Consider the following 26,039-nt stretch of genomic DNA (forward strand, 5'->3'; position numbering starts at 1 on the left):
CCACGCCCTCTCACGCGCCCGCGCTCCGGCGGCGCAGGAAGAGGGCAAGGCAGCCGGCCAGCAGGAACCCCGTGATCATTTCGCCAGCGTAGGTCAGTTGCGCCAATCCGGTGAACGTCTTGTCGGGATCGGTGTCCGGCATGAACGTCACCAGCGTCATGTACGCGCCCCAGCACCCCACGCCGCCCGAACCGACCCAGGCCAGGGCCAGGACAGTGCGGACCGGCCACGACCGGGCCCGCTGGAGGACGAGGAGCAGCACGGTGACCACGGCGACGGCGACGAAGGCGGCGCGCATCCACTCCAGGACGTAGAAGTCGTCCGTACGCCGGGCGATCTGGGCCGGGGAGAGCCCGTGCGTCGAGCCGAGGGCCCACATCAGACGGACGGCGGCGGGGGCCAGGGCGAGCAGCGAGGCGACGACGGCCGTGACGCGCGCACCGGTGCCGCAGAGCCGGGCGGGCAGCTCGCCCAGGGTGCCGCGCCACACGTGCGACCAGCGGTCCCTCACGTAGAGGACGAACAGGGTGCCCAGCGCGAGTCCCTGGACGATGAAGCCGCCGTAGACGACCCCGAACACCCAGTCGTCGAGGAAGGGTTCACCGTCGGCGACGGGCTCCGACGGGCCGGTGAAGAGGGAGACGGCGAGCTGTGCGGGGAAGCCGATCATGATCGGGGCGAGCAGGCCGGTCGCGGCCCACAGCGGGAACGCGAGCAGCCAGGCACGCACCCTGAGGCCCCAGGGCTGGGTGAGCAGCAGGGCGAGAACGGCCACCACGGCGTCCATCACCACGGAGACCGAGTTGGCGACGATGAGCAGGGTCCGGTGCTCCAGAAGCGTGCTCCCGGCCGGAATGCCGATCTCACTGCCCGCCACCCAGGCGATCTTGAGTGAGATGTACGGGAGGCAGGCGACACCGGCGAGGGTGCGGAGGATCCGGCGGGCGGTGTCCGGACGGCGGGTCGGCCTCGGGACGGGGGGCTTCGGGACGGGGAGCTGGGGAGCGGTCTGCGTCATGGCTCCACGCTCCCGCCCGGCCCCCTCCCCGCACGTCCTGCCCGCAGACGAACCGCCTCCGCCGCGCGGGGGAGAGGCGCGTCCCCCAGGGCCGGGTCGGGTCGGCCCCGTCGGATGCCCGGTCGTCCGGCGGGGCCTCAGAGGCGGCGCGTCGCCAGGGTCAGGCGGTCGCGCGCGTCGAAGAGGGCGTCCTTGATCATCTGCTCGTGTCCCGGGGTCAGCCGGGCCACCGGCACCGAGCAGCTGATCGCGTCCCGCGCCGGCGTGCGGTAGGGGATCGCGATGCCGAAGCAGCGAAGCCCGAGGGTGTTCTCCTCGCGGTCCACCGCGTAGCCCTGCTCGCGGATGAGGTGCAGCTCCTCGATGAGCTTCTCGCGGTCGGTGATCGTGTGCTCGGTCAGCGGCGGCAGCGTCTCCGGGAGCATCTTGCGGACCTGCTCGTCGCTGTGGGTGGCGAGCAGCGCCTTGCCCAGGGAGGTCGAGTGGGCCGGCAGCCTGCGCCCGACGCGGGTGAACGGCCGCAGGTAGTGCTGGGACTGACGGGTCGCCAGATAGACCACGTTGGTGCCGTCGAGCCGGGCGAGGTGGATGGTCTCCGTGGTGTCGTCGGAGAGGCGGTCGAGGGTGGGCCGGGCAGCGGCCACCACCTCGTCGCCGTCGATGTACGAGGTGCCGACGAGCAGGGCCCGGACCCCGATGCCGTACCGCGTGCCCGTCGCGTCCGTCTCCACCCAGCCCAGCTCGACCAGGGTGCGCAGCAGCATGTACAGGCTGGACTTGGGGTATCCGACGGCCTCCTGGACGGCGGCCAGGGAGTGCATTCCGGGGCGCCCCGCGAAATACTCGAGCAACTCCACCGTCCGCACCGCGGACTTGACCTGGGCCCCACCCGTGTCGGCTGTCGACATCGCCCTCACCCCTCTTCCTGGTGCCTCTTGTGGAGTCGGCACACCCGTCAATAGAGTCCAGATTCATCTACTGGAACCCCGTTCAGAATACCGAACGGGGTGTCGCGTGAAGAGGGGCAGGGCCGTGACAGCTGAACCAGTGTGGAGTGTGGACCCCCGGACGGGGAAGCCGCGGGAGCAGGTTGCGGTGGAGGCCACAGTCGAGGACGTGGACCGGGCCGTCACCGCCGCGTCCGCCGCCCGCGAGGCGCTCGCCGACCGCGCGGTACGGGCCGCCCTGCTCCGCACCGCCGCCGACCTCCTGGACGAGGCCAGGCCGGAGGTCGTCGAGACCGCCGACGCCGAGACGGCGCTCGGCCCCGTCCGCCTCACCGGTGAACTCGCCCGGACCACCGCCCAGTTGCGGGCCTTCGCGGACGTCGTCGACGAGGGCTCCTTCCTCGACGTACGGATCGACCTGCCCGACCCCACGGCCACCCCGCCCCGGCCCGACCTGCGCCGCTGGAAGATCCCGCTCGGCGTCGTCGCCGTCTACGCCGCCAGCAACTTCCCGCTCGCCTTCTCCGTCCCGGGCGGCGACACCGCCAGCGCCCTCGCCGCCGGCTGCCCGGTCGTCGTCAAGGCCCACCCCGACCACCCCGCCACCTCGGAGCTCTGCGCCTCCCTGCTCCGCCGGGCCGCCGCCAAGGTCGGGCTGCCCGAGGACGTCGTCGGCCTGCTCCACGGCTTCGACGCGGGCGTCGCGCTCGTCCGGCACCCGCTGGTCGCGGCGGCCGGTTTCACCGGCTCGGTCCGGGGCGGCCGGGCGCTCTTCGACGCGGCCGCAGCCCGGCCCGTGCCCATCCCCTTCCACGGCGAGCTGGGCTCCCTCAACCCGGTTGTGATCACCGAGGCCGCCGCCGAGGAGCGGGCCGCGGAGATCGGGACCGGCCTCGCCGCCTCCGTGACCCTCGGCCAGGGCCAGTTCTGCACCAAGCCCGGCTTCGTCCTGGCGCCGGCCGGCGAGGCGGGCGACCGTTTCGTGGCCGCCCTCACGGACGCCATCGGCGCGGCCGAGCCCGGGGTGATGCTCGACCGGCGGATCCGCGGCACCTTCCTCACCGGGACCTACGAGCTCGCCTCGTCCGAGGGCGTCACCGCGCCCGTCCACCCCGGACCGGCCAGTCCGTCCACCGTCCGGGCGGGCTTCGTGACCTTCGACGCCGGGCTCCTGCTCGCACGCCACCGCGAGGGGTACCACGGGGCGTTCGTGAGCGAGTACTTCGGCCCCGTGACCCTGGTCGTCCGCTACGCCTCCCGGGCCGAGGTCACCGCGGTCCTCGGGCTGCTCCCCGGCAACCTCACGGCCACCCTCCAGATGGCCGAGGAGGACCCGGAGGCCGCCTCCCTGCTCGCCGAGCTGACCCCGCTGGCGGGCCGCGTGCTCGTCAACGGCTGGCCCACGGGTGTCGCGGTCTCGGCGGCCCAGCACCACGGCGGGCCCTACCCGGCCACCACCTCCACCTCCACGTCGGTCGGCGCCACCGCGATCGAGCGCTGGCTGCGCCCGGTCACGTACCAGTCGACCCCGCAGCACCTGCTCCCGCCGGAGCTGCGCGACGGCAACCCGCTCGGACTGCCGCGCCGCTGAAGCCGGGGCGCGCGGGTCGCCGGGCACCGGGCGCGGTCGGCCCGCAACCGCCGACCCGGCGCCGCGCGTCCCGGTTGTCATGATCAGAATCGCGACGCCCGACGACCTCGACGCCATCGCCGCCCTGCACCTGGAGGCCCGCGCCACCTACTACCGCGGCCACCTCCCCGAGACCGAGTTCGCCGGACCCGAAGAGCTCGCCCGCACCCGGGAGGGATGGAGCAGGGCCGTCGAGCGGGGCGACGTGCTCGTGGCCGAGCGGGACGGCGAGCCGGCCGGCGTCGCCGCGTACAGCAGAGGCGACGGCGGAACCGTCACCCTCACACAGCTCCACGTCCGCCCCGACCGCTGGCGCCGGGGCGTCGGCACCGAGCTGCACACGGCCTGCCTGGACGCGTGGCGCGCGGAGGGCTTCGCCGAGGCCCGCCTCCTCGTCTTCGAGAAGAACGAGCGGGCCCGGTCCTTCTACGCCGCCCACGCCTGGACCCCCGACCCCGACACCCCGCGCTCCGGCACCCATCTCGTGCTCCGGCTCACACTGGCGCCCGTGGCGGAATGAATCCGGTCGGCGGGGGCGTTTGCGCCCTCGGACCCCACCCGCCGACCCCGGAGAGAAGCCGAATCATGCGCGTCGAGATCTGGAGCGACATCGCCTGCCCGTGGTGCTACATCGGCAAGGCCCGCTTCGAGAAGGGCCTCGCCGCCTTCGCCCACCGCGAGGACGTCGAGGTCGTGCACCGCTCCTTCGAGCTCAACCCGAACCTGCCCAAGGGTGTCACCGCGCCGGTGATCGACACGCTGGCGAAGAAGTACGGCCGGACCCTGGACGAGGCCCGCGCCATGGAGGAGCACGTCGCGTCCAACGCGCGCTCCGAGGGGCTGGAGTACCGCACCGAGGGTCGCGACAGCGGCAACACCTTCGACATCCACCGCCTGCTCCACCTCGCCAGGGAGCGCGGCCGGCAGAACGAACTGCTCGACCTCGCCTACCGCGCGAACTTCGCCGAGGAGCGGTCCGTCTTCGACGCTGAGACGCTCGTCCGGCTCGGCGTCGAGGCCGGCCTGGACGAGGCCGAGGTCAAGGCCGTGCTCGCCGACGAGAGCGCGTACGCGGACGCGGTACGGGCGGAGGAGCGCGAGGCGGCCGAACTCGGCGCGAACGGTGTGCCGTTCTTCGTCCTCGACCGCCGCTACGGCGTCTCCGGCGGCCAGCCCGCCGAGGTCTTCACACAGGCCCTTGAGCAGGCGTGGCAGGGCCGGGTGCTCCAGCCGATCGGCGGCGCGGCCGACACGGCGGCCCCCGCCTGCGACGCGGACGGCACCTGCGAAGTCTGACGGCTTCGACCCGTCGCACCGCCCCGGACCTGGGCTTATAAGCCCCGATTGGGGCTTCCCCATGATCATTCGCCATTGACGGGGGCGGAGGGGGAGCCCAGTCTTGGGCCATGGACGCCACGGATGTCACGGATGTCATCGAACCCCTCGGCGGAGCCGAGTTCGCTCCCCGGGGGACGTACCTCAACACCTCCACCTGCGCGCTGCTGCCGCGCCGCACGGTCGAGGCCGTCACGCGGCTCTGCGAGGCTGTCGCGGCGGGCAACCCGGACGGCTCCGGCAGCTTCGACGTCGTCGACGAGGCCCGCGCCTCCTTCGCCCGGCTCGTGGCCGTCCACCCGGACCGGGTCGCGGTCGGCAGCTCGGTCTCCGTCCACGTCGGGATGATCGCGCAGTCGATGCCCGCCGGGGCCGAGATCCTCTTTCCCGAGGGCGACTTCTCCTCCCTGATCACCCCGTTCACCGTCCGCGGCGACCTCAAGACCCGTTTCGTGCCCCTGGAGCGGCTCGCCGAGTCCGTCCGCCCCGAGACCGCGCTCGTCGCCTTCTCCTCCGTCCAGTCGGCGGACGGACGGACGGTGGACTTCGCGGCGGTACGGGCCGCGGCGGCCGCGCACGGCGCCCGTACGCTCCTCGACGCCACCCAGTCCGCCGGCTGGTTGCCGCTGCGCGCGGGGGAGTGGGACTACACGGTGGCCGGCGGCTACAAGTACCTGCTCAGCCCGCGCGGAACGTCCTTCCTCACCGTCACCGAGGAGGCGCAGGACTCCCTGGTCGCGATCCACGCCGGCTGGGTCACCGGAACGGAGCTGTGGGCGAACAGCTACGGCCCGGTCCGCGAACTGGCCGCCTCCGCACGGCGGTTCGACGAGCCGCCGGCGTTCCTCTCGTACCACGGGGCGGCCCGTTCGCTCGCCCTCCTCGAAGAGATCGGCATCGAGCGGATCGAGGCCCACAACAAGGCCCTCGCGGCCCGCTTCCGCGCCGGCCTCGTGGCGCTCGGCCACGCCCCCGTGGCGGACGTCTCCGGTGTGGTCGGCGTCCCGGGCCTCGGCGACCGGCTGCCCGACCTGCGCGCCGCCGACGTCCTGATGGCCGCCCGCGCGGGCAACCTGCGGGCGTCCTTCCACCTCTACAACGGCTCGGCGGACGTCGACCGCGCCCTGGAGATCCTCGCGGGCTGAGACGCGGGTGGGGGACGGGGCCCCGTCCGGCCCCGTCCCCCACCCGTCACCTGCGAGCCCTCAGCGCACCGGGGTGAAGTCCCGCGCCCCGATGAACTCCGGCCTGCGCACCGGCGCGGCGAACGGCTCCGCCGCCGCGTTCTCCACGCTGTTGAAGACGAGGAAGACATTGCTGCGCGGGTACGGCGTGATGTTGTCGCCCGAGCCGTGCATCGCGTTGCAGTCGAACCAGGTCGCCGAGCCGGCCCGGCCCGTGAAGAGCCGGATCCCGTGCGCGTCCGCGAGCGAGGTCAGCGCCTCGTCCGACGGGGTGCCCGCGTCCTGCATCTGCAGCGAGCGCTTGTAGTTGTCCTTCGGGGTCGCCCCCGCGCAGCCCAGGAACGTCCGGTGCGAGCCCGGCATGATCATCAGGCCGCCGTTGGTGTCGTGGTTCTCGGTCAGCGCGATCGACACCGACACCGCGCGCATCCGCGGCAGGCCGTCCTCCGCGTGCCAGGTCTCGAAGTCCGAGTGCCAGTAGAACCCGGAGGCGCCGAAGCCCGGCTTGACGTTGATCCGCGACTGGTGGACGTACACGTCCGAGCCGAGGATCTCGCGCGCCCGGCCCACCACCCGCTCGTCCCGGACGAGGCGGGCGAAGACCTCGCTGATCCGGTGCACCTCGAAGACGGACCGTACCGTCGCCGACCTCGACTCGACGATCGCGCGCGGGTCGGACCGTACGGCCGGATCGGCGACAAGACGGTCCAGCTCGCGGCGGTACTCGGCGACCTCGTCGTCGGTCAGCAGCTCCGGCTCGACGAGGAAGCCGTCCCGGTCGTACGACTCCAGGCCCGGTGCGTCGCCCCACACCACCGGGTCGCGGCGGGGCGTCAGCACCTCGGAGGCGCCGCGGGTCGGGTACAGGTCGGTCAGGACGTCCGTCATGATCAGCCCTCCTCCGTGAGCAGGGGGTACACCCCGTTCTCGTCGTGGTCCTCCCGCCCGGTGACCGGCGGGTTGAAGACGCAGACGCAGCGGAAGTCGGTCTTCGGGCGCAGCGTGTGCCGCTCGTGGCCGTCGAGCAGGTACATCGTGCCCGGCTCGATCCAGTGCGTCTCGCCGGTCTCGTCGTTCGTCAGCTCGGCCTCGCCCTCGACGCACAGGACGGCCTCGACGTGGTTGGCGTACCACATGGACGTCTCGGTGCCCGCGTAGAGCACGGTCTCGTGCAGCGAGAAGCCGACCCGCTCCTTGGCGAGGACGATCCGCTTGCTCTCCCAGGTGCCGGAGGCGGCCCGGACGTGGCGTTCGGTGTTCTCGATGTCCTTGAACGATCGGACGATCACGGTGGTGCAACTCCCTGTCGTGTGTCGGTTGTTCAGGCCGTGGTGGCCGCTGCGCCCTGCGGGGCCGTCTCGCGGACCGCGCGGGACAGCGTGCGCAGCCCCTCGTCGAGCTCCTCCGGGGTGACGGTCAGCGGCGGGAGGAGTTTGACGACCTGGCTCTCCGGGCCCGAGGTCTCGAGCAGCAGCCCCAGCTCGAAGGCGCGGGCGCAGACCTTCGAGGCCCGGGTCCTGTCGGCGAACTCCAACCCCCACACCAGGCCCCGGCCCCGGTAGTGGGCGCCGTCCGCCGAGTTCTCCTCGCAGAGCGCGAGCAGCGCCTGCTCGACCTGCTCGCCCCGCGCCAGGGTCTGCTTCTCCATCTGGCCGTCGGCCCAGTAGGTGTCGAGCGCGGCGGCTGCCGTGACGAAGGCCGGGTTGTTGCCCCGGAAGGTGCCGTTGTGCTCGCCGGGCTCCCAGACGTCCAGCTCCGGCCGGAACAGGCAGAGCGACATCGGCAGCCCGTAGCCGCTGATCGACTTCGACAGCGTGACGATGTCCGGGGTGATGCCGGCCTCCTCGAAGGAGAAGAAGGCGCCGGTGCGGCCGCAGCCCATCTGGATGTCGTCGACGATCAGCAGCATGTCCTGGCGCCGGCACAGCTCGGCGAGCGCCCGCAGCCACTCGGGGCGGGCCACGTTGATGCCGCCCTCGCCCTGGACCGTCTCCACGATCACCGCGGCCGGCTTGTTGAGCCCGGAACCCTGGTCCTCCAGCAGCCGCTCGAACCAGAGGAAGTCCGGCACCTGCCCGTCGAGGTAGTGGTCGAACGGCATGGGGGTGCCGTGCACCAGCGGGATCCCGGCCCCGGCGCGCTTGAAGGCGTTGCCGGTGACGGCGAGCGAACCGAGCGACATGCCGTGGAAGGCGTTGGTGAAGGAGACGACGGACTCGCGGCCCTTCACCTTGCGCGCCAGTTTCAGCGCGGCCTCCACGGCGTTGGTGCCGGTCGGCCCCGGGAACATCACCTTGTACGGCAGGGCGCGCGGCTTCAGCACGACCTCCTGGAAGGTCTCCAGGAAGGTCCGCTTGGCGGTCGTCGCCATGTCGAGACCGTGGGTGATCCCGTCGCGTTCCAGGTAGTCGATCAACGCCCGTTTCAGTACGGGGTTGTTGTGGCCGTAGTTGAGGGAGCCGGCGCCGGCGAAGAAGTCGAGGTACTCGTGGCCGTCCTCGTCGGTGAGGCGGGCGCCGTGCGCGCGGTCGAAGACGGTGGGCCAGCCGCGGCAGTAGCTGCGGACCTCCGACTCCAGGGTCTCGAAGACGCTCAGTTCGGGCGGGGTGATGGTCACAGCGAAGCTCCGGGGGTGAGGAAGGGGCCGATGCGGTACAGGACTTCGGGCTTGTGGGCGGCGGCGCCGTCGACGCTGTCGGGGAACAGGTCCCCGTCGAAGAGGACTTCGCGCTCCAGGCGCAGCCCGTGGCGGGCGGCGTAGGCGCTGAAGAGCCGGTCCGAGGGTGTGTTGTCGGGGGTGACCGTCGTCTCGACGGCGTCCGGGCGGACCCGGGTGGTCAGCGCGTCGAGGAGCACCCCGGCCAGGCCCTGCCCGCGGTGGGTCTCGTCGACCGCGATCTGCCAGACGACGAGGGTGCCGGGCCGGTCGGGACGCAGATACCCGGTCACGAAGGCGACCGGCTCACCGCCGTCGACGGCGCGCGCGACCAGCGAGGTGGCGGCGAAGTCGCGGCACCACAGCAGATAGCTGTACGAGGAGTTCAGATCCAGCACCCGGGAATCCCGGGCGATGCGCCAGATGGCGGCTCCGTCCTCCACGCGTGGGCTTTCCAGTGTCATGGCTGCTTGTGCTGCGGTCATGGCGAGGGAATTTACCGAGCGAATTCTCGGATTGCACGGGCCTGAGGGGTGGGCTGGAGAAACCCGATGTGTTATTCGCGCGGGCGCGAATCAGTGACGTTCTGTCCGTATAAATCCGGGCGAAAAGGGCGCGATGTGGAGTCGGTCACAGAACGGAAATGAGCCGGAAGTGCTGACGGAACCTTGGCGTTTAGGCCCCGGGAAACCGGGCAGAAGAAGCGCGGAGGGTGTACGGGAATTCGAGTGAATAATGCGCGCGTAATTCAAATGGGGGAAATGGGCATTCGCGCGGCCGGACAAGACAGCCGGCCGCGCCCCCGAAAGGTCCTAGCTCCACGCCTCCGTGGCCGCGCGACGGGCCGCTTCCAGGTCGACCGGGCGGCCCGTCTCGGCGAGGGCCGCGCCCAGGGCCGCCAGGGAGGACTGGACCGCGCCCGGGGTCGCGTCCACGCCGTAGTGGTTGACCCGGATCATCTCCTTCGACAGGGCCCCGCCGCCCGCGATCAGCGGCAGCGACGGGTCCGCCGCCAGCGCCGCGGCGACCAGCGCCGAGGCGTCCACGCCGTCCGGGGAGCGCAGCGTCGTCGCGACCGGGGCCGCGTCCCGTGCCGCGTGGACGTACGGCTCCAGGCCTCCGCCGAGCGCCAGGGCGCCCGCGCGGGTCGCGGCCGCGGCGGACGCGTGACGGGCCATCAGCGCGTCGAGCCCCTCGGACTCGATGCGCTCCAGGCACGCCTCAAGGCCCAGCATCTCCAGCTGAGCCGGCGCGTGCAGCAGCGCCTTCCGGCCGCCGTCGATCCAGCGCTCCTTCCAGTCCAGGAGCGAGAGGTACGAGTGGCGCGGGGCCCGCGGGTTGGCGGCGAACCGCTCCCACGCCCGCTCGCTCACCGAGACCGCCGAGACGCCCGCCGGACCGCCCATCGCCTTCTGCGCGCCGATGATGCACATGTCCACGCCCCACGCGTCCGGCAGCACCGGCTCCGCGCCGATCGACGCCACCGCGTCCAGGTAGAACAGCGCGCCGTGCGCCCGCACCACCTCGCCGATCTCGGCCACCGGGTTCGTGTTGCCCGTCGCCGCCTCCGCGTGCACCAGGGAGACGAAGTCGATCTCCGGGTGCTCGGCGAGCGCCCGCTCCACCTGCGCGGCCGTCACCGCCGCGTGGAAGGGCACCTCCAGGTCCACGACCGTGGCACCGCAGTCCCGCAGCCAGTCGCCGAAGGTCTGCCCGTACGGACCGGTGACGATGTTCAGGGCCGTCGAACCCGGCCGGGCCCCGCTGCGGATGCAGCCCTCCAGGGGCAGCAGCGCCTCGCCCTGGGTGATCACCACGTCCTGCTCGGTGGAGAGCAGGGCGGCGACCCGCCGCTCGATGGACGCGAAGTGCGCGGCGGTCAGCGGGGCCAGGTCCAGCAGCGGGTGTGTCACGGTCACGTGGTGCCTTCTTCGAAAGGAGGGTCGAGCGTCGGTTCAGCGTACCGAGCCGGTTTCCGACCGCTTCGGACCTTCGCCCCCTTTACGGGACGTGAGTGACTCTCGTATCCGAAACCGGTCATCACGCGCGTACAACCCTGACGGGGCATCCGGTGTCGAACGGTGCGACGGACAAGGGACGGGCCCTTTCCGGACACCCCCGCAGCCGCCCGGATCATCCTCTGTTGCATCCAGGAGCCGCTCCATGCGCACCTACCGCCTCACCCGCACCCGTACCGGCACGCACCGCCTCACGCACCGCGCGCTCGCTCTCACCGCCGCGACCTTCCTCCTCACGGCCGGCGCCGGCCTGGTCACCGCGCCCGCCGCCCACGCCGGCGTGCCCGGCTCCACCCGCGCGGACGACCGCAACTGCGACTTCGACGGCGACGGTTACGACGACGTCCTCGTCGGCGCGCCCGGCGCGACCGTCGGCGGCGCGCGCGGCGCCGGTCTCGTCACCGTCCAGTACGGCTCGTCCCGGGGCATCGGCACCACCCGCGCCGCCGTCGTCAGCCAGAACACCGCGGGCGTGCCCGGCACCGCCGAGGCGGGCGACGCCTTCGGCCAGGCCCTGGCCACCGGCGACCTGGACGGCGACGGCTACGACGACGCGATCGTCGGCGTCCCCGGCGAGGACATCGGCACCCTGGCCGACACCGGCGGCGCCGTGATCCTCTGGGGCTCGCCGAAGGGGCTCGTCGGCACCCGCACCCAGGGCCTCGACAGCCTCCTCGGCCCCACCGCCGGGGCCCGCTTCGGCTCGGCGTTCGCCGCCGCCCGCTTCACCGCGGAGAGCCCGGGCGACCAACTGATCACCCTCGACCGGAACGGCGCCGAGCGGCACCTGTTCGCCGCCGCCCCGCAGCCGGGCGCGACCGCTCGCCCGGACCGGGGCTCCGCTCTGAACGGCCCGGCCCGCACGGCCGACGAGTGGCGGGAGATCTCCGAACGGTCCCTCACCACCGGCGACTACGACGGCAACGGCTTCGCCGACCTCGTGATCAGCGGGGTCTCCACCGGCACCGAACCCGGCCACGGCTGGTCCTGGTACCTCTCGGGACGCGCGGACGAACTGCGCTTCGAGCGCGCCCTGCGTGGCGGACCGGTCGCCGCGTCCGGGGACGTCGACGGCGACGGCTACGACGACCTCGTCACGGGCGAGCCGCACGGCCCGGACGACGGCGGCGAGTCCATGACCGGCGGCATGGTCGGCGTGTACCTGGGCGGTCCCTCGGGGCCCGCCGGTGTCGAGGGGCCCGGCACCCCGCCGCGCTGGTGGACCCAGGACTCGCCGGGCGTGCCGGGCGCATCCGAGCGCGGCGACGGCTGGGGCGCCGACCTCTCCGTCGCGGACACGAACGGCGACGGGCGCGCGGACGTGGCGATCGGCGCGCCCGAGGAGGACATCGGCACGGTCGCCGACGCGGGCATGGTCACCGTCCTGCGCGGCGCGCGCGGCGGACTCACCTCCGCCGGGGCGCTGTCGTGGACCCAGGACTCGCCGTCGGTGCCCGGCGCGGTCGAGCGGGCCGACCGGTTCGGCGCGCAGGTCAGGCTGGCCGACCCGAACCGCGACGGCCGCTTCGGACTGCTGGCGGCGGCCCCCGGCGAGAACACCGCCGACGGGCACGTCTGGGTCTTCTCGGCCGGTACGGGAGGGCTGACGGCGTCGGGCTCGTGGACGTACTCCGCGGGCTCGCTCGGCGGACCGGCCGTGGACGCCCGCTTCGGGGCCGCGATCGACGAATGAACCCCTGTGGGCCGGTGCCCGCCCCTCGTAGAGTGCAGTCATGAGCGATCACGTGGTGCTGCATGTGAAGGGGCGGGTGCTCGTCGGCCCGGAGGACGTACGGGACGAGCTCTGGGCGGTCGACGGGCGCGTCACGTACACCCGTCCGTCCGCCGAGGCGCTCACGATCGAGGGCTGGGCCCTGCCGGGCCTGGTCGACGCGCACTGCCACGTCGGCCTCGACCAGCACGGCCCGGTCGACGCGGGCACGGCCGAGAAGCAGGCGCTGACCGACCGGGACGCGGGCACGCTCCTGATCCGCGACGCGGGATCGCCGTCCGACACCCGGTGGATCGACGCGCGCGAGGACCTGCCGAAGATCATCCGGGCCGGCCGGCACATCGCCCGCACCCGCCGCTACATCCGCAACTACGCGCACGAGATCGAGCCCGAGGACCTGGTGGCGTACGTCGGGCAGGAGGCCAGGCGCGGCGACGGCTGGGTCAAGCTCGTCGGCGACTGGCTCGACCGGGAGGCGGGCGACCTGGGCGCCTGCTGGCCCCGCGCCGAGGTCGAGGCGGCGATCGCCGAGGCCCACCGGCTCGGGGCCCGGGTCACCGCGCACTGCTTCGCGGAGGACTCGCTGCGGGACCTGGTGGAGGCGGGCATCGACTGCATCGAGCACGCCACGGGGCTCACCGAGGAGACCATCCCGCTCTTCGCCGAGCGGGGCGTCGCGATCGTCCCGACGCTCGTCAACATCGCCACGTTCCCGAAGCTCGCGCAGGGCGGTGAGCAGAAGTTCCCGCGCTGGTCGGCGCACATGAGGCGGCTGTACGAGCGCCGGTACGACACCGTCCGCTCGGCGTACGACGCGGGCGTCCCGGTCTTCGTCGGAACGGACGCGGGCGGCTCGCTGGCCCACGGCCTGGTCGCGGCCGAGGTGGAGGAGCTGGTCAAGGCGGGCATCCCGCCGATCGAGGCCCTCTCGGCGACCACCTGGGGCGCCCGCTCCTGGCTGGGCAGGCCCGCCCTGGAGGAGGGCGCCCCGGCGGACCTCGTCGTCTACGCCGACGACCCCCGCGCGGACGTCCGCGTCCTCGCGGCACCGCGCAGGGTCGTCGTCAACGGGCGCGTGATCGGCTGACCGCGCGCCCGCCCGCCCGGGGGCTCAGCGGGTGAGGAACGCCAGACGGGCGCGCTTCTCCGGGATGAAGACCTCCGGGAGGTCCACCTCGGGCAGGACCACCTCGGGGCCAAGATCGAAACCGGCCCGCACCAGCCGGGCGAGCGCCTTCTCGTTGGCGGCGTCCGGCTCGGCGACGGCGCGCGTGCGGCCGTTGAGCGCGAACTCCGTCAGGGCGACGAACAGCCGGGCGGAGAAGCCCGGTTCGGGGGCGTCGGCGGGCGCGATCAGGATGTGCACCCCGATGTCGCCCGGCTGCACCTCGTAGCACTCGGAGACGCGGTCGGCCGAGGGCTCGTAGGTCTGGAAGAGGGCGACCGGCTCGCCGTCCCGGCGGACCAGGAAGCCGTGGTGGGTGGTGAGCGAGTCCAGGTGGGCGTAGATCTCCCGGACCTGGTCGACGGTCGTTCCGCCCATGCCCCAGAACCGGGCGCGGTCCTCGTTGACCCAGCCGTGGATGAGGGCGGCGTCGCCCTCGGGGTCGACGGGGTCGATCCGGACGGTGCCGAAGCCCTCGACGGTCTGGACGTGGACCGGTCTGGTCGGGCTGGTCGGCTCAGTGGCGGTCGTCATGCGGGTGCTCCTTGGTGAGGTGGTGCCAGTCGGTGGTGACGGGGGCGAGTCCGCCCCGCAGCCACAGGGGGAGTTGGTCGCGGTGGTGGGGGTCGTCGGCGACCCCGGAGGCGCCGAACGGCACGATCCACAGGCTCGCCTCGCGGTCGGCCAGGTCCCAGACGTAGCGGGCGGCCGAGGCGCGGGCGCTGCGGTCGGTGTAGCCGGGCACGCTGGTCGAGGACATCACGCAGTCGTGGTCCCCGGAGAGGCCCGGCCAGTCGACGTCGTCCTCGTCCTCGTCGGGGAGCGCCTGCCAGGGCGCGAGCCGGTGGGTGACGCCCCAGGCGGGCGGTTCGTCGCCGGCGGCGACCTCCTCCAGCGCCTCGCGGACGATGTCGGCGACGTCGGCGGCCGGTACGGGACCGGAGACCAGCAGGGTCTCCAGGGCCAGGGCGACGCGCGGCCCGAGGGCCAGCCAGGGCTGGAAGACCGCGGGGTACGGGGCGGGCGCACGGAGCGCCGCGAACGCCGGGTGCCCGGCGAGCCGCCGCACGACGGCGCCGCGCACGGCGGCGTACAGACCGGCGTCGGCGCTGTCCGCGTCCATCCGGCGGTCCCAGGCGAGCAGCCTGGCCCGGACGGCGAGCGCGGCGGGGGAGAGGGCGGGGACGTCCTGCCCCCGCGCGGGGGCCTCGGCGTCCTCGGCCGCGGCGCGGACCGCCGCGAGGAGCCTGGCCGCGGAGGGGTTGTCGGTGTCGGTGTGGACGCCGGCCATCGCCTCGGGCGTCCAGTCCGCGGAGGCGGCGAGCAGCGTGTCGATCCGGGCCGCCCGGTGCGGCGGGGCGAACTCGATGCCGAGCGGCGCCGCGAGCCCCCGCGCGTTGGCCATGACGGCGTGGCCCTCGACGTCCGCGCGCGGTGTCGGCACCGCGGCGCCGTCCCGCCAGTCGTACGCGGCGTCCCAGGCGGGCACCACCCGGACGGAGTTGGCGTGGTCGCGGACCGGGACGTACCCGGCGACCCGGTGCAGCAGTCCGCCGTCCACGTCGGCCGCCATGACGACGTTGACCGGCTCGACCCAGCCGTCGACGGCCCGGTCCACGTCCGCGACGGTACGGGCGGCGAGCAGCTCGGGCAGCACCGCGAACCCCAGCTCCCCGGTCACCCGCGGCGGGTACCGCAGGCTGATCGCCTCCCAGACGCCCCCGTCCGCGCCGTCCCCGCCGTCCAGGCCTTCCGCGGCGTGCCGGCCGTCCTCGCCCTCGGCGGCGTCCGGGCCGCCGATCGGGCCGCCGCCCGGGCCGATGATCACCGGGCCGCGCGCGGTCTCGATCACCTCGATCCCGACCGGGTCTCCGCCCGCCACCTCCACCGTCTCCCGGTGCACGCTCGCGGGGCGCCAGCCGTCCGGGCCCAGGGCCTCCACGCCGCCGTCGGCGGTCCGCCGGAGCCGCTCCCGGTACAGGTCCTGGTAGTCGGACATGGCGTTGGTGATCGCCCAGGCCACCTGGCCCGTGTGCCCGAAGTGGGCGAGGCCCGGGACGCCCGGGACCGCGAGGCCGAGCACGTCGTACTCCGGGCACGCGAGGCGGATCTGCTGGTACACCCCGGGCGCCTCGATGAAGCGGTGCGGGTCGCCCGCGATGATCGCAGACCCGCTTGCCGTGCGGTCGCCGGAGACGATCCAGCCGTTGGAGCCGGAGGTGGCGGGGCCGTCCGTGGCGAACAGCTCCGTCCACTCCTCGCCGAGCCGGCGCGCGACCTCCTCGCGCCACAGCTTGGCGGGGAAGCCCGCGAACAGGATGTGCGTGGTGAGCCAGACCGCCAGCGGGGTCCACGGCTCCCAGCGGCCCGGCGCGAGTCCGACCCGCGCGAACTGGCCCGCGCGCGACGCGCCTTCCGGCAGGCCCGCGTTGACCCCGTCCACGTACGCCCGGACCCAGCGCGCCGTCCGCTCGTCGAGCCGGTCGAAGCAGCGGCGCGCGGTGTCGGCGAGCCTGGCCTGCCGCGCGAAGGTGTCCCAGCCGGTCTCGCCGGCGCCGAGGAACGCGGCCGTCGTGCCCTGTGCCCGGTGGCGCTCGACCTCCAGCTGCCAGGCCCGGTCCACCGCGGTCACCCGCCCTTGCGCGAAGGCGAGTTCGTCCTGATCGGTCCCCCGCAGATGCGGAATGCCCCAATCGTCCCGGTAGACCTCGATACCCACTCCGACCCCGATCCTCTGCGCTCTCTTAGGTTAGGCTGGCCTAAATTAATCTACAGGCAACGCAAGGGGAGGCGATCGCGGTGGGGCATGGCTGGGAAGGTGTGGTCCTCAAGCTGTTCCGGGGGCGGGACTTCACGTTCACCGTGACCGGGGCGGAGCAGGTCACCGAGCACTACCGCCGGGTGCACCTCACGGACGGCGGCCTCCTCGCCGCCGCCGGCGTCCACCCGACGATGTGGGTGCGGCTCTGGTTCGAGAACGCGGGCAAGCCGCACCAGCGCGCGTACACCCTCGTCGACCCCGACCCCGAGGCGGGCACCTTCAGCCTGGAGTTCGCCCTCCACGAGGGCGCCGCCAGCGACTGGGCCCGCTCCTGCGCCCCCGGCGACACCGTCGAGGCCACCCTCCAGGGCACCGGCTTCACCGCCCCCGAGCCCCGGCCCGGCCGGATGTTCGTGATCGGCGACCCCGCCTCGCTGCCCGCCATCAACTCGCTCCTCGACGCCGCGCCCGACGTCCCGGCCACCCTCTGGTTCGAGACCTCGCACGAGGCGGACGAGGAACTGCCGCTGCGTCTCGACGCGGACCGCCACGAGCTGCGCCGGGTCCCGCGCCAGGGCGGCGGGGCCGCGCTCGTCGAGCGGGTCTGCGGCGACCTCCCCGCGCTGCTGGGGGAGGAGCGGGACCCGTACGTCTGGATCGCCTGCGACACGGCGACCACCCGCACCCTCGCCGCGTACGTCCGCAAGGAGCTCGCGCTCCCCAAGGAGCGGGTCCACTCCCTGGGCTACTGGCGCGCCTCCTGACCGGGGCCGCCCGCCGCCCCGCCGCCGAGTCGCCCCGCCGCCGGGTCGTCACCGTCGAGGCGTCGGGTTGACCGTCCGTTACCGGAGATCGGCGGGCGTCGTTGAAGCACTTCCGGCGTACGCCCCGCGTGATACGAAACGCGCGGGGCGTGCGGGAACGAGTGTGCCGAAAGAATCGAATATGGGCGCGGAAACCCCCCTTTGGAGTGAACTCACGCCAGGTGTCTGCCAGTTCACCCTCCGTGCGTAAAGATTCCGGTGTCTCAAGTCGCCGAGACCGCGTCGACCCCGTGTCCCCGTGGTGAGCGGCCGGCGACGCCATGTCTCCTGTGGGGGTACCACCAACGTGAACAGCACCACCTTCCGCATGCCCGTACGCCGTACCGCCGCCGCGGCGACCGCCGTCGCGCTGGCCGTCGGGCCTGTGGTCCTCCTCGCCCCCGCGGCCCACGCCACCGGCGGCGGCGAGGGGCGCGCGACCGCCGTCGTCCTGCGGACCGGTCTCGACGTCTCCCTGCTCGACAAGACGGTCGACGTGCCCCTGCGCGCCTCCCTCAACGAGGTCAAGGCGCCCGAGACCGAGAACAAGACCGCGCTGACCGTCAAGGTCGAGGGCGCCGAGAACGGCAAGCCGATCGACGTGCTCCGCGCCGACGTCGCCACGTCGAAGGCCACGGTCGACAAGGACAAGGCCGAGGGGTACGTCAACCTGGTCAAGGCCCGGGTCCACGTCCCCGGCGTACCCCTGCTCTCCCTGATCGAGGTCGAGAAGGTCACCGCCAAGGCGCTCTGCGAGACCGGCAAGCAGCCGGTCGCCGAGGCCAACCTGCTCGGGCACGTCACCGTCCTCGGCAAGAAGACCAAGCTGTCCACGGCGGGCCGGACCAAGGTCAGCGTGCCGGGCGTCGGCGACGTGACGCTCGACCTGTCCCGTACGTCCACCACCTCGCGCACCGCCGCCGCCACAGCCCTCGAACTGAAGGTGGAGGTCAACCCGCTGAAGCTCGGCGTGGCCGAGGTCAACGGCACGGTCACCCTCGCCGAGGCCACCTGCGAGACGCCGAAGGGCACGAAGCCCACCGAGGAGCCGACCGGCAAGCCGACCGAGAAGCCCACGGAGGAGCCGACCGGGCAGCCCTCGCAGGAGCCGTCCGGCAAGCCCACCGACGCCGGTGGCGTGCAGACCCAGAACGAGGGCACCGAGCCCACCGAGCAGAACCTCGCGGCGACCGGCGGCAGCTCGATGACCCCGTACCTGGCCGGCGGCGCCGTCGTCCTGCTCGGCGGCGGCGCGGGGGCGCTCGTCCTGGCCCGCGGTCGCGCCCGGGACTGACCGACCCGAGGGGGGAAGGGGACCATGCGGGGAGGACGGCGCGACGGCGAGCCGCCCTCCCCGCATGCATGCTCGACGGGTCTCAGCCCTCGATCAGCAGCGCCTGGTCCAGCGCCTGCAGGAAGCGGTTGGTGGTGACCCGGTCCCGCACCGCGAGCCGGAGCCAGTTCCGGTCCAGGCCCGGGAACGTGTCCCCGCGCCGTGCGGCGAAGCCGAGCGACCGCAGCCGCTCCCGTATCGCGTCCGCGCGATCCATCCGGATCAGGACGAACGGACCCTCCGCCGCGGCCACCGCGCGCACCTCGTCGAACTCCGCGAGCCCCGCGAGCAGATGGGCCCGCTCCACCGCGATCCGGTGCGCCGCGAGCTCCGCCTCCGCGAGCGCCGCACGCGACATGCACGCCTCCGCCGCCACGAGCGCGGGAGTGGACACCGGCCAGAGCGGCTGCGCCCGTTGGAGCAGCGCGATCGTCTCCGGGTGCGCGAGGACGTAGCCGATCCGCAGACCCGCCAGGCCCCAGGTCTTCGTCAGGCTCCGCAGCACCACCAGACCCGGCACGTCCGTCCGCCCGGCCAGCGACTCCCGCTCGCCCGGCACCGCGTCCATGAACGCCTCGTCCACCACGAGCGTCCGCCCGGGCCTGGCCAGGGCCGCGATCGCCGCCGCCGGATGCAGCACGGACGTCGGGTTCGTCGGATTCCCGATCACCACCAGGTCCGCGTCCTCCGGCACGGCCGCGGGATCCAGCCGGAAGCCGTCCTCCTCGCGGAGCAGCACCCGGCGCACCTCGTGGCCCGCGTCGCGCAGCGCCGCCTCCGGCTCGGTGAACTGCGGATGCACCACCACCGGCCGACGCGCCGGAAGCGCCCGCGCGAGCAGCACGAACGCCTCCGCCGCCCCGGCCGTGAGCAGCACCCGGGCAGCCGGAAGATCGTGCCGCTCGGCGACCGCCGCCCGCGCGACCCGGCCGTCCGGGTACTGCGCCAGACCTGTCAGGGAATCGGCGATCCGCGCCCGCAGCCACTCCGGTGGCGTGTGGGTCCGGACGTTGACCGCGAGATCGATCAGTTTCTCGTCCCGTACCTCCGCGTCACCGTGGTGCCGCAGATCGTGGACGTCAGAATGCGCGTGGGTATCCATGGCCGCCGTCGGGTGATGAGTGGGGGGTGTACGGGGCTCCGTCTGACCGTCGATGTACCCCCGTCCCTGCGGCAACAACCGTACGGCGGGGGCATCTTCGTTCGGACGAACCCGGAGGGACCGGGCAATCGCACACGTCACACGCGCCGACTTCCGCTTCGGTACGAGCAGCACGGCACCCGGGCCCGCCGCGAGCAGCGCCGCCGCCTCCGCCACCGACGCCGTCCCCGTCGCCGCGAGCGCGGCCCCAGAGGGGTGCGGTACGGGCACGGCGGCCAGCTCCTCGGGCCCGTAGGCGCGGAGCGGCACGCCGAGCCGCTGGGCCGCGGCAACGATCCCCGGCTCAGCGGCCCGTGCCTCCAGGGTCCCGAACGCCACGACGTCCGAGCACGCGAGACCGGCCTCCCGCAGCGCCGCGAGGACCGGAGACAGCACCTCGTCCACGGACACCCCGGACCGCGCGCCGATCCCCACGGTCGCCCCGCTCACCGTCGCACGCTCTCCCCGCGTCCCACTCATCGCGTCCCCCAGACCAGACACACCGGCGGCACCGCCGCGGTGGAGAGGGCGCCCGGCCGGTCCAGCCGCTCGGACCGCAGCAGCACCCCCTCGGCCGCGAACCCGCAGGACATCAGCGCCGACCGGACCGGCGCGATCCGTTCCGGGGCGGGCACCGCCACCACCACGGCGCGGCGGGCCCGCCGCGCCGCCGTCAGCACGACCGACTCCAGCTCGGCGGGCGCGCCGGACCGGCCCCCGACGAACACCCCGTCAGGATCCGCGAGATGGCTCAGCACCGCCGGCGCCACCCCGCGCACGGCCCGCACCTCCACCCCGTGCGCGGCCGTGTTCGCCCGGACCCGCTCGACCCCGGCCGCCGACCGCTCCACGGCGACCGCGGCCGCGCCGAGGCGGGCGCACTCGATCGCCACCGCGCCGCGGCCCGAGCCGATGTCCCAGACCAGATCCCCGGCCCGCGGCCCGAGCCGGGCCAGCGCCAACGCCCTCGCCTCGTACGGCAGTACGGTCCCGGTGCCGGCCCCCGCCCCGAACTCCCCGTCCGGCAGCGCCCAGCGGCCAGGACCGGTGAGCGGTCCGGTGACCGCGGGGGCGGGCCCCTCCTGCCGCGACTCGTCCAGGCAGAGCACCATGCTCACGCCCTCCCAGCCCCGGCACATCGCCTCCGCCGGATCCACCCGCTCGAACCGCTCGCGGAACGGATCGCCGAGCGCCGAGAACACCACCAGCGTCCGCGACGCCACCCGGTGCAGCAGCGCCGAGCCCAGCTCCGCGGGACCGAAGCCCGGCGTCGGCAGCACGGCGACCTTGGGGTGGGCCCGGCAGACGTTGACCGCGCGGTCGGGCACCGAGCCCTCCACCACGACGGCGTCGTCCCAGGCCAACCCCAGGCGCCCGAAGGCGAGTCCGATGTGCGCGAATCGCGCGCGATCGGATAGCAAGGGCGCATGGCCGTTTTCGTCGCGCTCGGCGCGTTCCTCATGACGCTCTTCGGCGGCTGGACGGCGCAGCGCGTCACCGACCGGCGCCACCTCGTCCTCGGCCTGGCCGGCGGACTGATGCTCGGCGTGGTCGGACTCGACCTGCTGCCGGAGGCCATGGAGGCCGCGGGCGAGAAGGTCTTCGGGGTGCCGCAGGCCCTGCTGCTCTTCGTGGGCGGCTTCCTCTTCGCCCATGCCGTGGAACGGCTGCTCGCGGTCCGCCAGGCCGCGCACGGGGTGGCCGCCGGCGAGCGGGTGCCGCAGGTCGGGCTGACCGCGGCGGCCGCGATGGTCGCCCACAGCCTCATGGACGGCATCGCGCTCGGCGCCGCCTTCCAGGTCGGCGGGGGCATGGGCGCGACCGTGGCGCTCGCCGTCATCACCCACGACTTCGCCGACGGGTTCAACACGTACACGATCACCAGCCTCTACGGGAACGCCCGGCGCAAGGCGGTCCTGATGCTGGTCGCGGACGCGGCCGCCCCGATCGTCGGCGCGGCGTCCACGCTGCTGTTCACCCTTCCGGAGGAACTCCTCGGCAGCTATCTGGGGTTCTTCGGCGGTGCCCTGCTGTACCTCGCCGCCGCCGAGATCCTGCCCGAGGCCCATCACGAACACCCGGCCCTCTCCACCCTGCTGTGCACGGTGGCGGGCGTCGGCTTCATCTGGCTCGTGGTGGGGGTGTCGGGCGGCTGATCTCACGCGGCCGGCCCGTTCCCGCCGTGCCCGTTCCCGTCGTGCCCGGTCCCGCAGTGCGCGACGAACCGGGCGGCCGCCTCCGGGGCCCCGGCCCAGTGGGTGTGCACATAGCTCGCGTGCACCCCGCCCTGCACGAACCCCTCCAGGCGACGGACCGGCTGCCGCAGCCCCCAGGCAGCCTCCGCCCCGGCGCCCGGCTCGATCACGGTCCGGTGGAACTCGTGCCCGCGCATCCGCGCGCCGGCCGCGGCGAGCGAACTGTCGCTCACCGCCACGGCGTCCCGGTACCCGAGCGTGAGCCGCTCCGACATCCGCGCCTCCGCGTCGAGCACCCCGCACATGGGCCGCCCGTCCAGCGAACGGGCCAGATACAGCAGCCCGGCGCACTCGGCGGCGATCGGCGCGCCGGACGCGGCCAGCTCGGAGACGGCCTTCCGCAGCGGCTCGTTGGCGGACAGCTCGCCGCCGTACATCTCGGGAAACCCGCCGCCTATGACGAGCCCGCTCGTCCCCTCGGGCAGCGCCTCGTCCCGCAGCGGATCGAAGGTCACCACCTCGGCCCCCGCGGCGGTGAGCAACTCGGCGTGCTCGGCGTACGAGAACGTGAAGGCGGCGCCGCCGGCGACGGCGACCACGGGACGCACCGGCCCGACGGCCACCGGGGGCAGGGCGCCCACGGGGTCCCAGGCCTCTCCGGGCAGCTCCGGCGCCGACCGGGCCAGGGCCCACAGCGCATCCAGATCGCACCCCTGGAGCACCTGTTCCCCCTGCGCGGCCACGGCGGCCACCGCGGCGGCCTGCCGCTCGGCCACCGGCACAAGGCCCAGGTGCCGCGACGGAGTCGCCACGGCGGGCGCCCGCCGCAGCACGCCCATGACCGGCACGCCCGACCCGCCGAGCGCCTCGCGCAGCAGGTGCTCGTGCCGGTCGGAGGCGACCTTGTTGAGGATGACCCCGCCGATCCGCACCTCCGGGTCCCACGAGGCGAACCCGTGCACCAGGGCCGCCACCGACCGCGACTGCGAGGACGCGTCGACGACCAGCACCACGGGCGCCCTGAGGATCTTCGCCACCTGGGCCGTCGACGCCAGCTCGCCCTGGTCGGCGGCCCCGTCGTACAGGCCCATGACGCCCTCGACCACCGCCAGGTCGCAGCCGCGCGCCCCGTGCGCGAAGAGCGGCGCGACCATCCCCGTACCGCACATGTACGCGTCGAGGTTGCGGCCCGGGCGGCCGGTCGCGAGCGCGTGGTAGCCCGGGTCGATGTAGTCGGGGCCGACCTTGTGCGGGGAGACGGCGAGGCCACGGCCCGCGAAGGCGGCCATCAGGCCGGTCGCGACCGTGGTCTTGCCCGCGCCGGAGGACGGCGCGGCGATGACGAGACGTGCTACCACTCGATGCCCCGCTGGCCCTTCTGACCCGCGTCCATCGGGTGCTTCACCTTCGACATGTCGGTCACCAGATCCGCGAAGTCCATCAGCTCCTGGGGGGCGTTGCGGCCCGTGATGACGACGTGCTGCTGCCCCGGCCGGTTCCGCAGCACCTCGACCACCTCGGCCGTGTCGATCCAGCCCCAGTGCAGCAGGTACGCGAACTCGTCCAGGACGTAGAACTTGTACTTCTCCTCGGCGAGGTCGCGCTTGACCTGCTCCCAGCCCTCGCGCGCCTTGTCCTCGTGCGACTGCTCGCCCTCGGCGACCTCGCGCTGGATCCAGGACCAGCCCTCGCCCATCTTGTTCCAGACGACGGTGCCGCCCTTGCCGGTCTCGCCGAGCGCCTTGAGGGCGTTCTCCTCGCCGACCTTCCACTTGGCGGACTTGACGAACTGGAACACCCCGATCGGCCAGCCCTGGTTCCAGGCGCGCAGCGCCATCCCGAAGGCCGCCGTCGACTTCCCCTTGCCGACTCCGGTGTGCACCATCACCAGCGCGCGGTTGCGGCGCTGACGGGTGGTGAGACCGTCGTCCGGTACGACGGTCGGCTGTCCCTGCGGCATCAGGCTGCCCTCCTCGTTGTGTGCTGCTCTGCCTGTACGTTCCTGACGAGACCGGCGATCGAATCGGCGCGCAGCTCGTCCAAGGTCACGGCGGTGCCGCCCAGTTCACGGGCGAGGTTCCCGGCGAGCCCGAGCCGTACGGGACCGGTCTCGCAGTCCACGACGACGGCCGCCGTGCCGTCGGCGGCGTGCAGCCGGGCGGCGCGGGAAGCGAGCGCCACCGGGTCGGCGCCGCCGCCGGTCGCCCGGCCGTCGGTCACGACGACGAGCAGCGGCCGGCGCGAAGGGTCGCGCAGCCGCTCGACGCGCAGTACGTCATGGGCCTTGAGCAGCCCCGCCGACAGCGGCGTCCGGCCGCCCGTCGGAAGCTGCTCCAGCCTGGCCGCGGCGGCGTCCACGGACGAGGTCGGCGGCAGCGCCACCTCGGCGTCCCGGCCCCGGAAGGTGACCAGACCGACCTTGTCGCGCCGCTGGTACGCGTCGAGCAGGAGCGAGAGCACCGCCCCCTTCACGGCGCTCATCCGCTGCCGGGCCGCCATCGAACCGGAGGCGTCGACGGCGAAGAGCACCAGGTTCCCCTCCCGGCCCTCGCGCGTCGCCTGGCGCAGGTCGTCCCGCCGGACCACGAGCCCCGGTCCGCTCCGGCCGCGCGCCTTCTGGTGCGGCGCGGCGGCGTGCACGGTCGCGGCCAGGTGCAGCTTGGTCAGCGCGCCCCGGGGCCGTACGGAGCCGGTGGTCCTGCCGTGTTCGGTACGGGCCCGGGAGCGGCGGCCCGCCGCGCCCTCGCCGAGTCCGGGGACGCTGAGCATCTTCGTACGGAACGGCTCGGCGGCCTTGACGGCGGCGCGCTCCCCGGCGCCGGACGGGCCCTGCGGGGCGGGCGCGGGCGCGGGTGCCTCTTCGGGGCCCGCGTCCTGCGGAGCCGTACCCTCCGGCCCGTCGCTCTGCGGCGGCACACCGCCCCCGCCGCCACCCGGGCCACCGGGACCGTCCGGACCGGGATCCGGGTCCTCGTCGCCCTCGTCCTCGCCCCTGAACTGCTCCAGGGTCTCGTCGAGCTTGTCCTCGTCGAGCCCCGGCGCGTCGAAGGGGTTGCGCCGCCTGCGGTGCGGGAGCGCGAGCAGCGCCGCCTGCCGGACGTCGTCGGAGTCGACCTCCGTGCGCCCGGCCCAGGCGGCGAGCGCGGTCGCCGTCCGGGCCATCACGATGTCCGCGCGCATGCCGTCCACCTCGAACGCGGCGCAGGTCGCGGCGATCTGGAGCAGGGCCGCGTCCCCGAGCACGACGCGCGGCAGCAGCTCCCGAGCCGCGACGATCCGCTCCCGCAGCGTGCTCTCCTCGCCCGCCCAGCGCGCGGCGAAGGCGGCCGGGTCGTCCTCGAAGGAGAGCCGCCGGCGGACCACCTCCACCCGCTGCTCGGGCTCGCGGGAGGCCGCGACCTCGACGGTCAGACCGAACCGGTCCAGCAACTGCGGCCGCAGCTCGCCCTCTTCGGGGTTCATCGTGCCGACGAGCAGGAAGCGGGCCGCGTGCCGCACGGAGACGCCTTCGCGCTCGACGTACGAGGAGCCCATGGCGGCGGCGTCGAGGAGCAGGTCGATCAGGTGGTCGTGGAGGAGGTTGACCTCGTCGACGTAGAGGATCCCGCGGTGCGCGTCCGCGAGGAGGCCGGGCTCGAACGCCTTCACGCCCTCGGCGAGGGCCCGCTCGATGTCGAGCGCGCCGACGAGCCGGTCCTCGGAGGCACCGACGGGCAGCTCGACCATCCGCGCGGCGCGCGCGTCGGCGGGGGCCGCCTCGTGCGGACCGTCGGGGCAGCCGGGGTCGGGCGCGCCCGGGTCGCAGCTGAACCGGCAGCCCGCGACCACCGGCACCTCGGGCAGCAGGTCGGCGAGCGCCCGTACGGCCGTGGACTTGGCGGTTCCCTTCTCGCCCCGCACGAGGACACCGCCCACCGCCGGGCTCACCGCGTTGAGGAGCAGCGCGAGGCGCAGGTCGTCCATGCCGACGACGGCGGTGAACGGATACCGGGTGCTCATCGTGGGGTCCTCTCTTCGAGTTCGGTTCGCTGATGGGTCAGAGGGCTCTTCGGAGCGGTGGCCGCCGACGGCGAGGCACCACCCACGAGGGCCACCCGCAGGCGACTGTCGAAGCCGCACGG

General features: G+C 73.9%; 23 protein-coding genes. 9 read left to right on the top strand and 14 right to left on the bottom strand.

What is annotated here, in order from left to right; genetic code table 11:
* Window positions 1-10: 10 nt before the first annotated feature.
* Window positions 11-1,018, bottom strand: coding sequence for a hypothetical protein (locus ACF09C_RS15150; RefSeq protein ID WP_392091912.1), 1,008 nt, complete (start codon window positions 1,016-1,018; stop codon window positions 11-13).
* A gap of 137 nt (window positions 1,019-1,155) precedes the next feature.
* Window positions 1,156-1,926 carry an IclR family transcriptional regulator gene (locus ACF09C_RS15155; protein WP_361958596.1) on the bottom strand — a complete coding sequence of 257 codons (771 nt, stop codon included), beginning with the start codon at window positions 1,924-1,926 and terminating at the stop codon, window positions 1,156-1,158.
* Window positions 1,927-2,050: 124 nt separating this feature from the next.
* On the opposite strand from ACF09C_RS15155, the gene ACF09C_RS15160 reads away from it, so the two are divergent.
* The 4 genes from ACF09C_RS15160 (at window position 2,051) to ACF09C_RS15175 (ending at window position 6,075) form a co-directional block, all read left to right on the top strand.
* On the top strand, window positions 2,051-3,556 hold the full coding sequence (locus tag ACF09C_RS15160) for an aldehyde dehydrogenase (NADP(+)) (RefSeq protein ID WP_392091913.1): 1,506 nt from the start codon (window positions 2,051-2,053) through the stop codon (window positions 3,554-3,556).
* A gap of 79 nt (window positions 3,557-3,635) precedes the next feature.
* Complete coding sequence (locus ACF09C_RS15165) at window positions 3,636-4,115, top strand: GNAT family N-acetyltransferase (RefSeq protein WP_392091914.1); 480 nt, start codon at window positions 3,636-3,638, stop codon at window positions 4,113-4,115.
* A gap of 65 nt (window positions 4,116-4,180) precedes the next feature.
* A complete protein-coding gene (locus ACF09C_RS15170; RefSeq protein ID WP_392091915.1) occupies window positions 4,181-4,891 on the top strand; it encodes a DsbA family oxidoreductase in 711 nt (236 codons plus the stop codon).
* A 110-nt stretch (window positions 4,892-5,001) separates the two neighbouring features.
* On the top strand, window positions 5,002-6,075 hold the full coding sequence (locus ACF09C_RS15175) for an aminotransferase class V-fold PLP-dependent enzyme (RefSeq protein WP_392091916.1): 1,074 nt from the start codon (window positions 5,002-5,004) through the stop codon (window positions 6,073-6,075).
* A gap of 60 nt (window positions 6,076-6,135) precedes the next feature.
* Here the strand turns inward: ACF09C_RS15175 and thpD are convergent, their stop codons facing one another.
* From thpD to ACF09C_RS15200, 5 genes are all read right to left on the bottom strand, one after another.
* Window positions 6,136-7,002, bottom strand: coding sequence for an ectoine hydroxylase (gene thpD / locus ACF09C_RS15180; RefSeq protein ID WP_392091917.1), 867 nt, complete (start codon window positions 7,000-7,002; stop codon window positions 6,136-6,138).
* Window positions 7,003-7,004: 2 nt separating this feature from the next.
* Entirely contained in the window at window positions 7,005-7,403 is a 399-nt protein-coding gene (locus tag ACF09C_RS15185) for an ectoine synthase (RefSeq protein ID WP_392091918.1), read from the bottom strand.
* A 32-nt stretch (window positions 7,404-7,435) separates the two neighbouring features.
* Window positions 7,436-8,731: a diaminobutyrate--2-oxoglutarate transaminase gene (ectB, locus tag ACF09C_RS15190; RefSeq protein WP_392091919.1), complete on the bottom strand. Its 1,296-nt coding sequence runs from the start codon at window positions 8,729-8,731 to the stop codon at window positions 7,436-7,438.
* Window positions 8,728-9,255, bottom strand: coding sequence for a diaminobutyrate acetyltransferase (gene ectA, locus ACF09C_RS15195; RefSeq protein ID WP_392091920.1), 528 nt, complete (start codon window positions 9,253-9,255; stop codon window positions 8,728-8,730). The genes ectB and ectA overlap by 4 nt, the downstream gene beginning before the upstream one ends.
* A gap of 327 nt (window positions 9,256-9,582) precedes the next feature.
* Window positions 9,583-10,683, bottom strand: a complete 1,101-nt coding sequence (locus ACF09C_RS15200; RefSeq protein ID WP_392092015.1) for a pyridoxal-phosphate-dependent aminotransferase family protein — start codon at window positions 10,681-10,683, stop codon at window positions 9,583-9,585.
* A gap of 250 nt (window positions 10,684-10,933) precedes the next feature.
* On the opposite strand from ACF09C_RS15200, the gene ACF09C_RS15205 reads away from it, so the two are divergent.
* On the top strand, window positions 10,934-12,481 hold the full coding sequence (locus tag ACF09C_RS15205; protein ID WP_392091921.1) for an esterase: 1,548 nt from the start codon (window positions 10,934-10,936) through the stop codon (window positions 12,479-12,481).
* 40 nt (window positions 12,482-12,521) lie between these two features.
* The gene (locus ACF09C_RS15210; RefSeq protein WP_392091922.1) at window positions 12,522-13,607 is read left to right on the top strand and encodes an amidohydrolase family protein; all 1,086 of its coding nucleotides are present in this window, start codon (window positions 12,522-12,524) and stop codon (window positions 13,605-13,607) included.
* A 24-nt stretch (window positions 13,608-13,631) separates the two neighbouring features.
* On the opposite strand, the gene ACF09C_RS15215 is transcribed toward ACF09C_RS15210, so the two are convergent.
* Complete coding sequence (locus ACF09C_RS15215; RefSeq protein WP_392091923.1) at window positions 13,632-14,219, bottom strand: GNAT family N-acetyltransferase; 588 nt, start codon at window positions 14,217-14,219, stop codon at window positions 13,632-13,634.
* Complete coding sequence (locus tag ACF09C_RS15220; protein ID WP_392091924.1) at window positions 14,203-16,404, bottom strand: penicillin acylase family protein; 2,202 nt, start codon at window positions 16,402-16,404, stop codon at window positions 14,203-14,205. The genes ACF09C_RS15215 and ACF09C_RS15220 overlap by 17 nt, the downstream gene beginning before the upstream one ends.
* An 80-nt stretch (window positions 16,405-16,484) precedes the next feature.
* On the opposite strand from ACF09C_RS15220, the gene ACF09C_RS15225 reads away from it, so the two are divergent.
* Complete coding sequence (locus ACF09C_RS15225) at window positions 16,485-17,210, top strand: siderophore-interacting protein (RefSeq protein ID WP_392091925.1); 726 nt, start codon at window positions 16,485-16,487, stop codon at window positions 17,208-17,210.
* 346 nt (window positions 17,211-17,556) lie between these two features.
* The gene (locus tag ACF09C_RS15230) at window positions 17,557-18,543 is read left to right on the top strand and encodes an SCO1860 family LAETG-anchored protein (protein WP_392091926.1); all 987 of its coding nucleotides are present in this window, start codon (window positions 17,557-17,559) and stop codon (window positions 18,541-18,543) included.
* 82 nt (window positions 18,544-18,625) lie between these two features.
* Here the strand turns inward: ACF09C_RS15230 and cobC are convergent, their stop codons facing one another.
* Window positions 18,626-20,203, bottom strand: coding sequence for an Rv2231c family pyridoxal phosphate-dependent protein CobC (cobC, locus tag ACF09C_RS15235; RefSeq protein ID WP_392091927.1), 1,578 nt, complete (start codon window positions 20,201-20,203; stop codon window positions 18,626-18,628).
* Complete coding sequence (locus ACF09C_RS15240) at window positions 20,200-21,144, bottom strand: bifunctional cobalt-precorrin-7 (C(5))-methyltransferase/cobalt-precorrin-6B (C(15))-methyltransferase (RefSeq protein ID WP_392091928.1); 945 nt, start codon at window positions 21,142-21,144, stop codon at window positions 20,200-20,202. Before ACF09C_RS15240 ends, cobC begins: the two co-directional genes overlap by 4 nt.
* A gap of 6 nt (window positions 21,145-21,150) precedes the next feature.
* On the opposite strand from ACF09C_RS15240, the gene ACF09C_RS15245 reads away from it, so the two are divergent.
* Window positions 21,151-21,879 carry a ZIP family metal transporter gene (locus ACF09C_RS15245; RefSeq protein ID WP_392091929.1) on the top strand — a complete coding sequence of 243 codons (729 nt, stop codon included), beginning with the start codon at window positions 21,151-21,153 and terminating at the stop codon, window positions 21,877-21,879.
* A 2-nt stretch (window positions 21,880-21,881) separates the two neighbouring features.
* On the opposite strand, the gene ACF09C_RS15250 is transcribed toward ACF09C_RS15245, so the two are convergent.
* Genes ACF09C_RS15250 through ACF09C_RS15260 form a run of 3 tightly spaced genes read right to left on the bottom strand, consistent with a single transcriptional unit; the run spans window position 21,882 to window position 25,917 of the window.
* Window positions 21,882-23,276, bottom strand: coding sequence for a cobyrinate a,c-diamide synthase (locus ACF09C_RS15250; RefSeq protein WP_392091930.1), 1,395 nt, complete (start codon window positions 23,274-23,276; stop codon window positions 21,882-21,884).
* The gene (gene cobO, locus ACF09C_RS15255) at window positions 23,270-23,878 is read right to left on the bottom strand and encodes a cob(I)yrinic acid a,c-diamide adenosyltransferase (protein WP_362427580.1); all 609 of its coding nucleotides are present in this window, start codon (window positions 23,876-23,878) and stop codon (window positions 23,270-23,272) included. Before cobO ends, ACF09C_RS15250 begins: the two co-directional genes overlap by 7 nt.
* Window positions 23,878-25,917 (bottom strand): putative cobaltochelatase, encoded by a 2,040-nt coding sequence (locus tag ACF09C_RS15260; protein ID WP_392091931.1) that lies wholly within the window; start codon window positions 25,915-25,917, stop codon window positions 23,878-23,880. Before ACF09C_RS15260 ends, cobO begins: the two co-directional genes overlap by 1 nt.
* Window positions 25,918-26,039: the final 122 nt, after the last annotated feature.

It is taken from the genome of Streptomyces sp. NPDC014870, assembly GCF_043081505.1.
Taxonomy (GTDB): Bacteria; Actinomycetota; Actinomycetes; order Streptomycetales; family Streptomycetaceae; genus Streptomyces.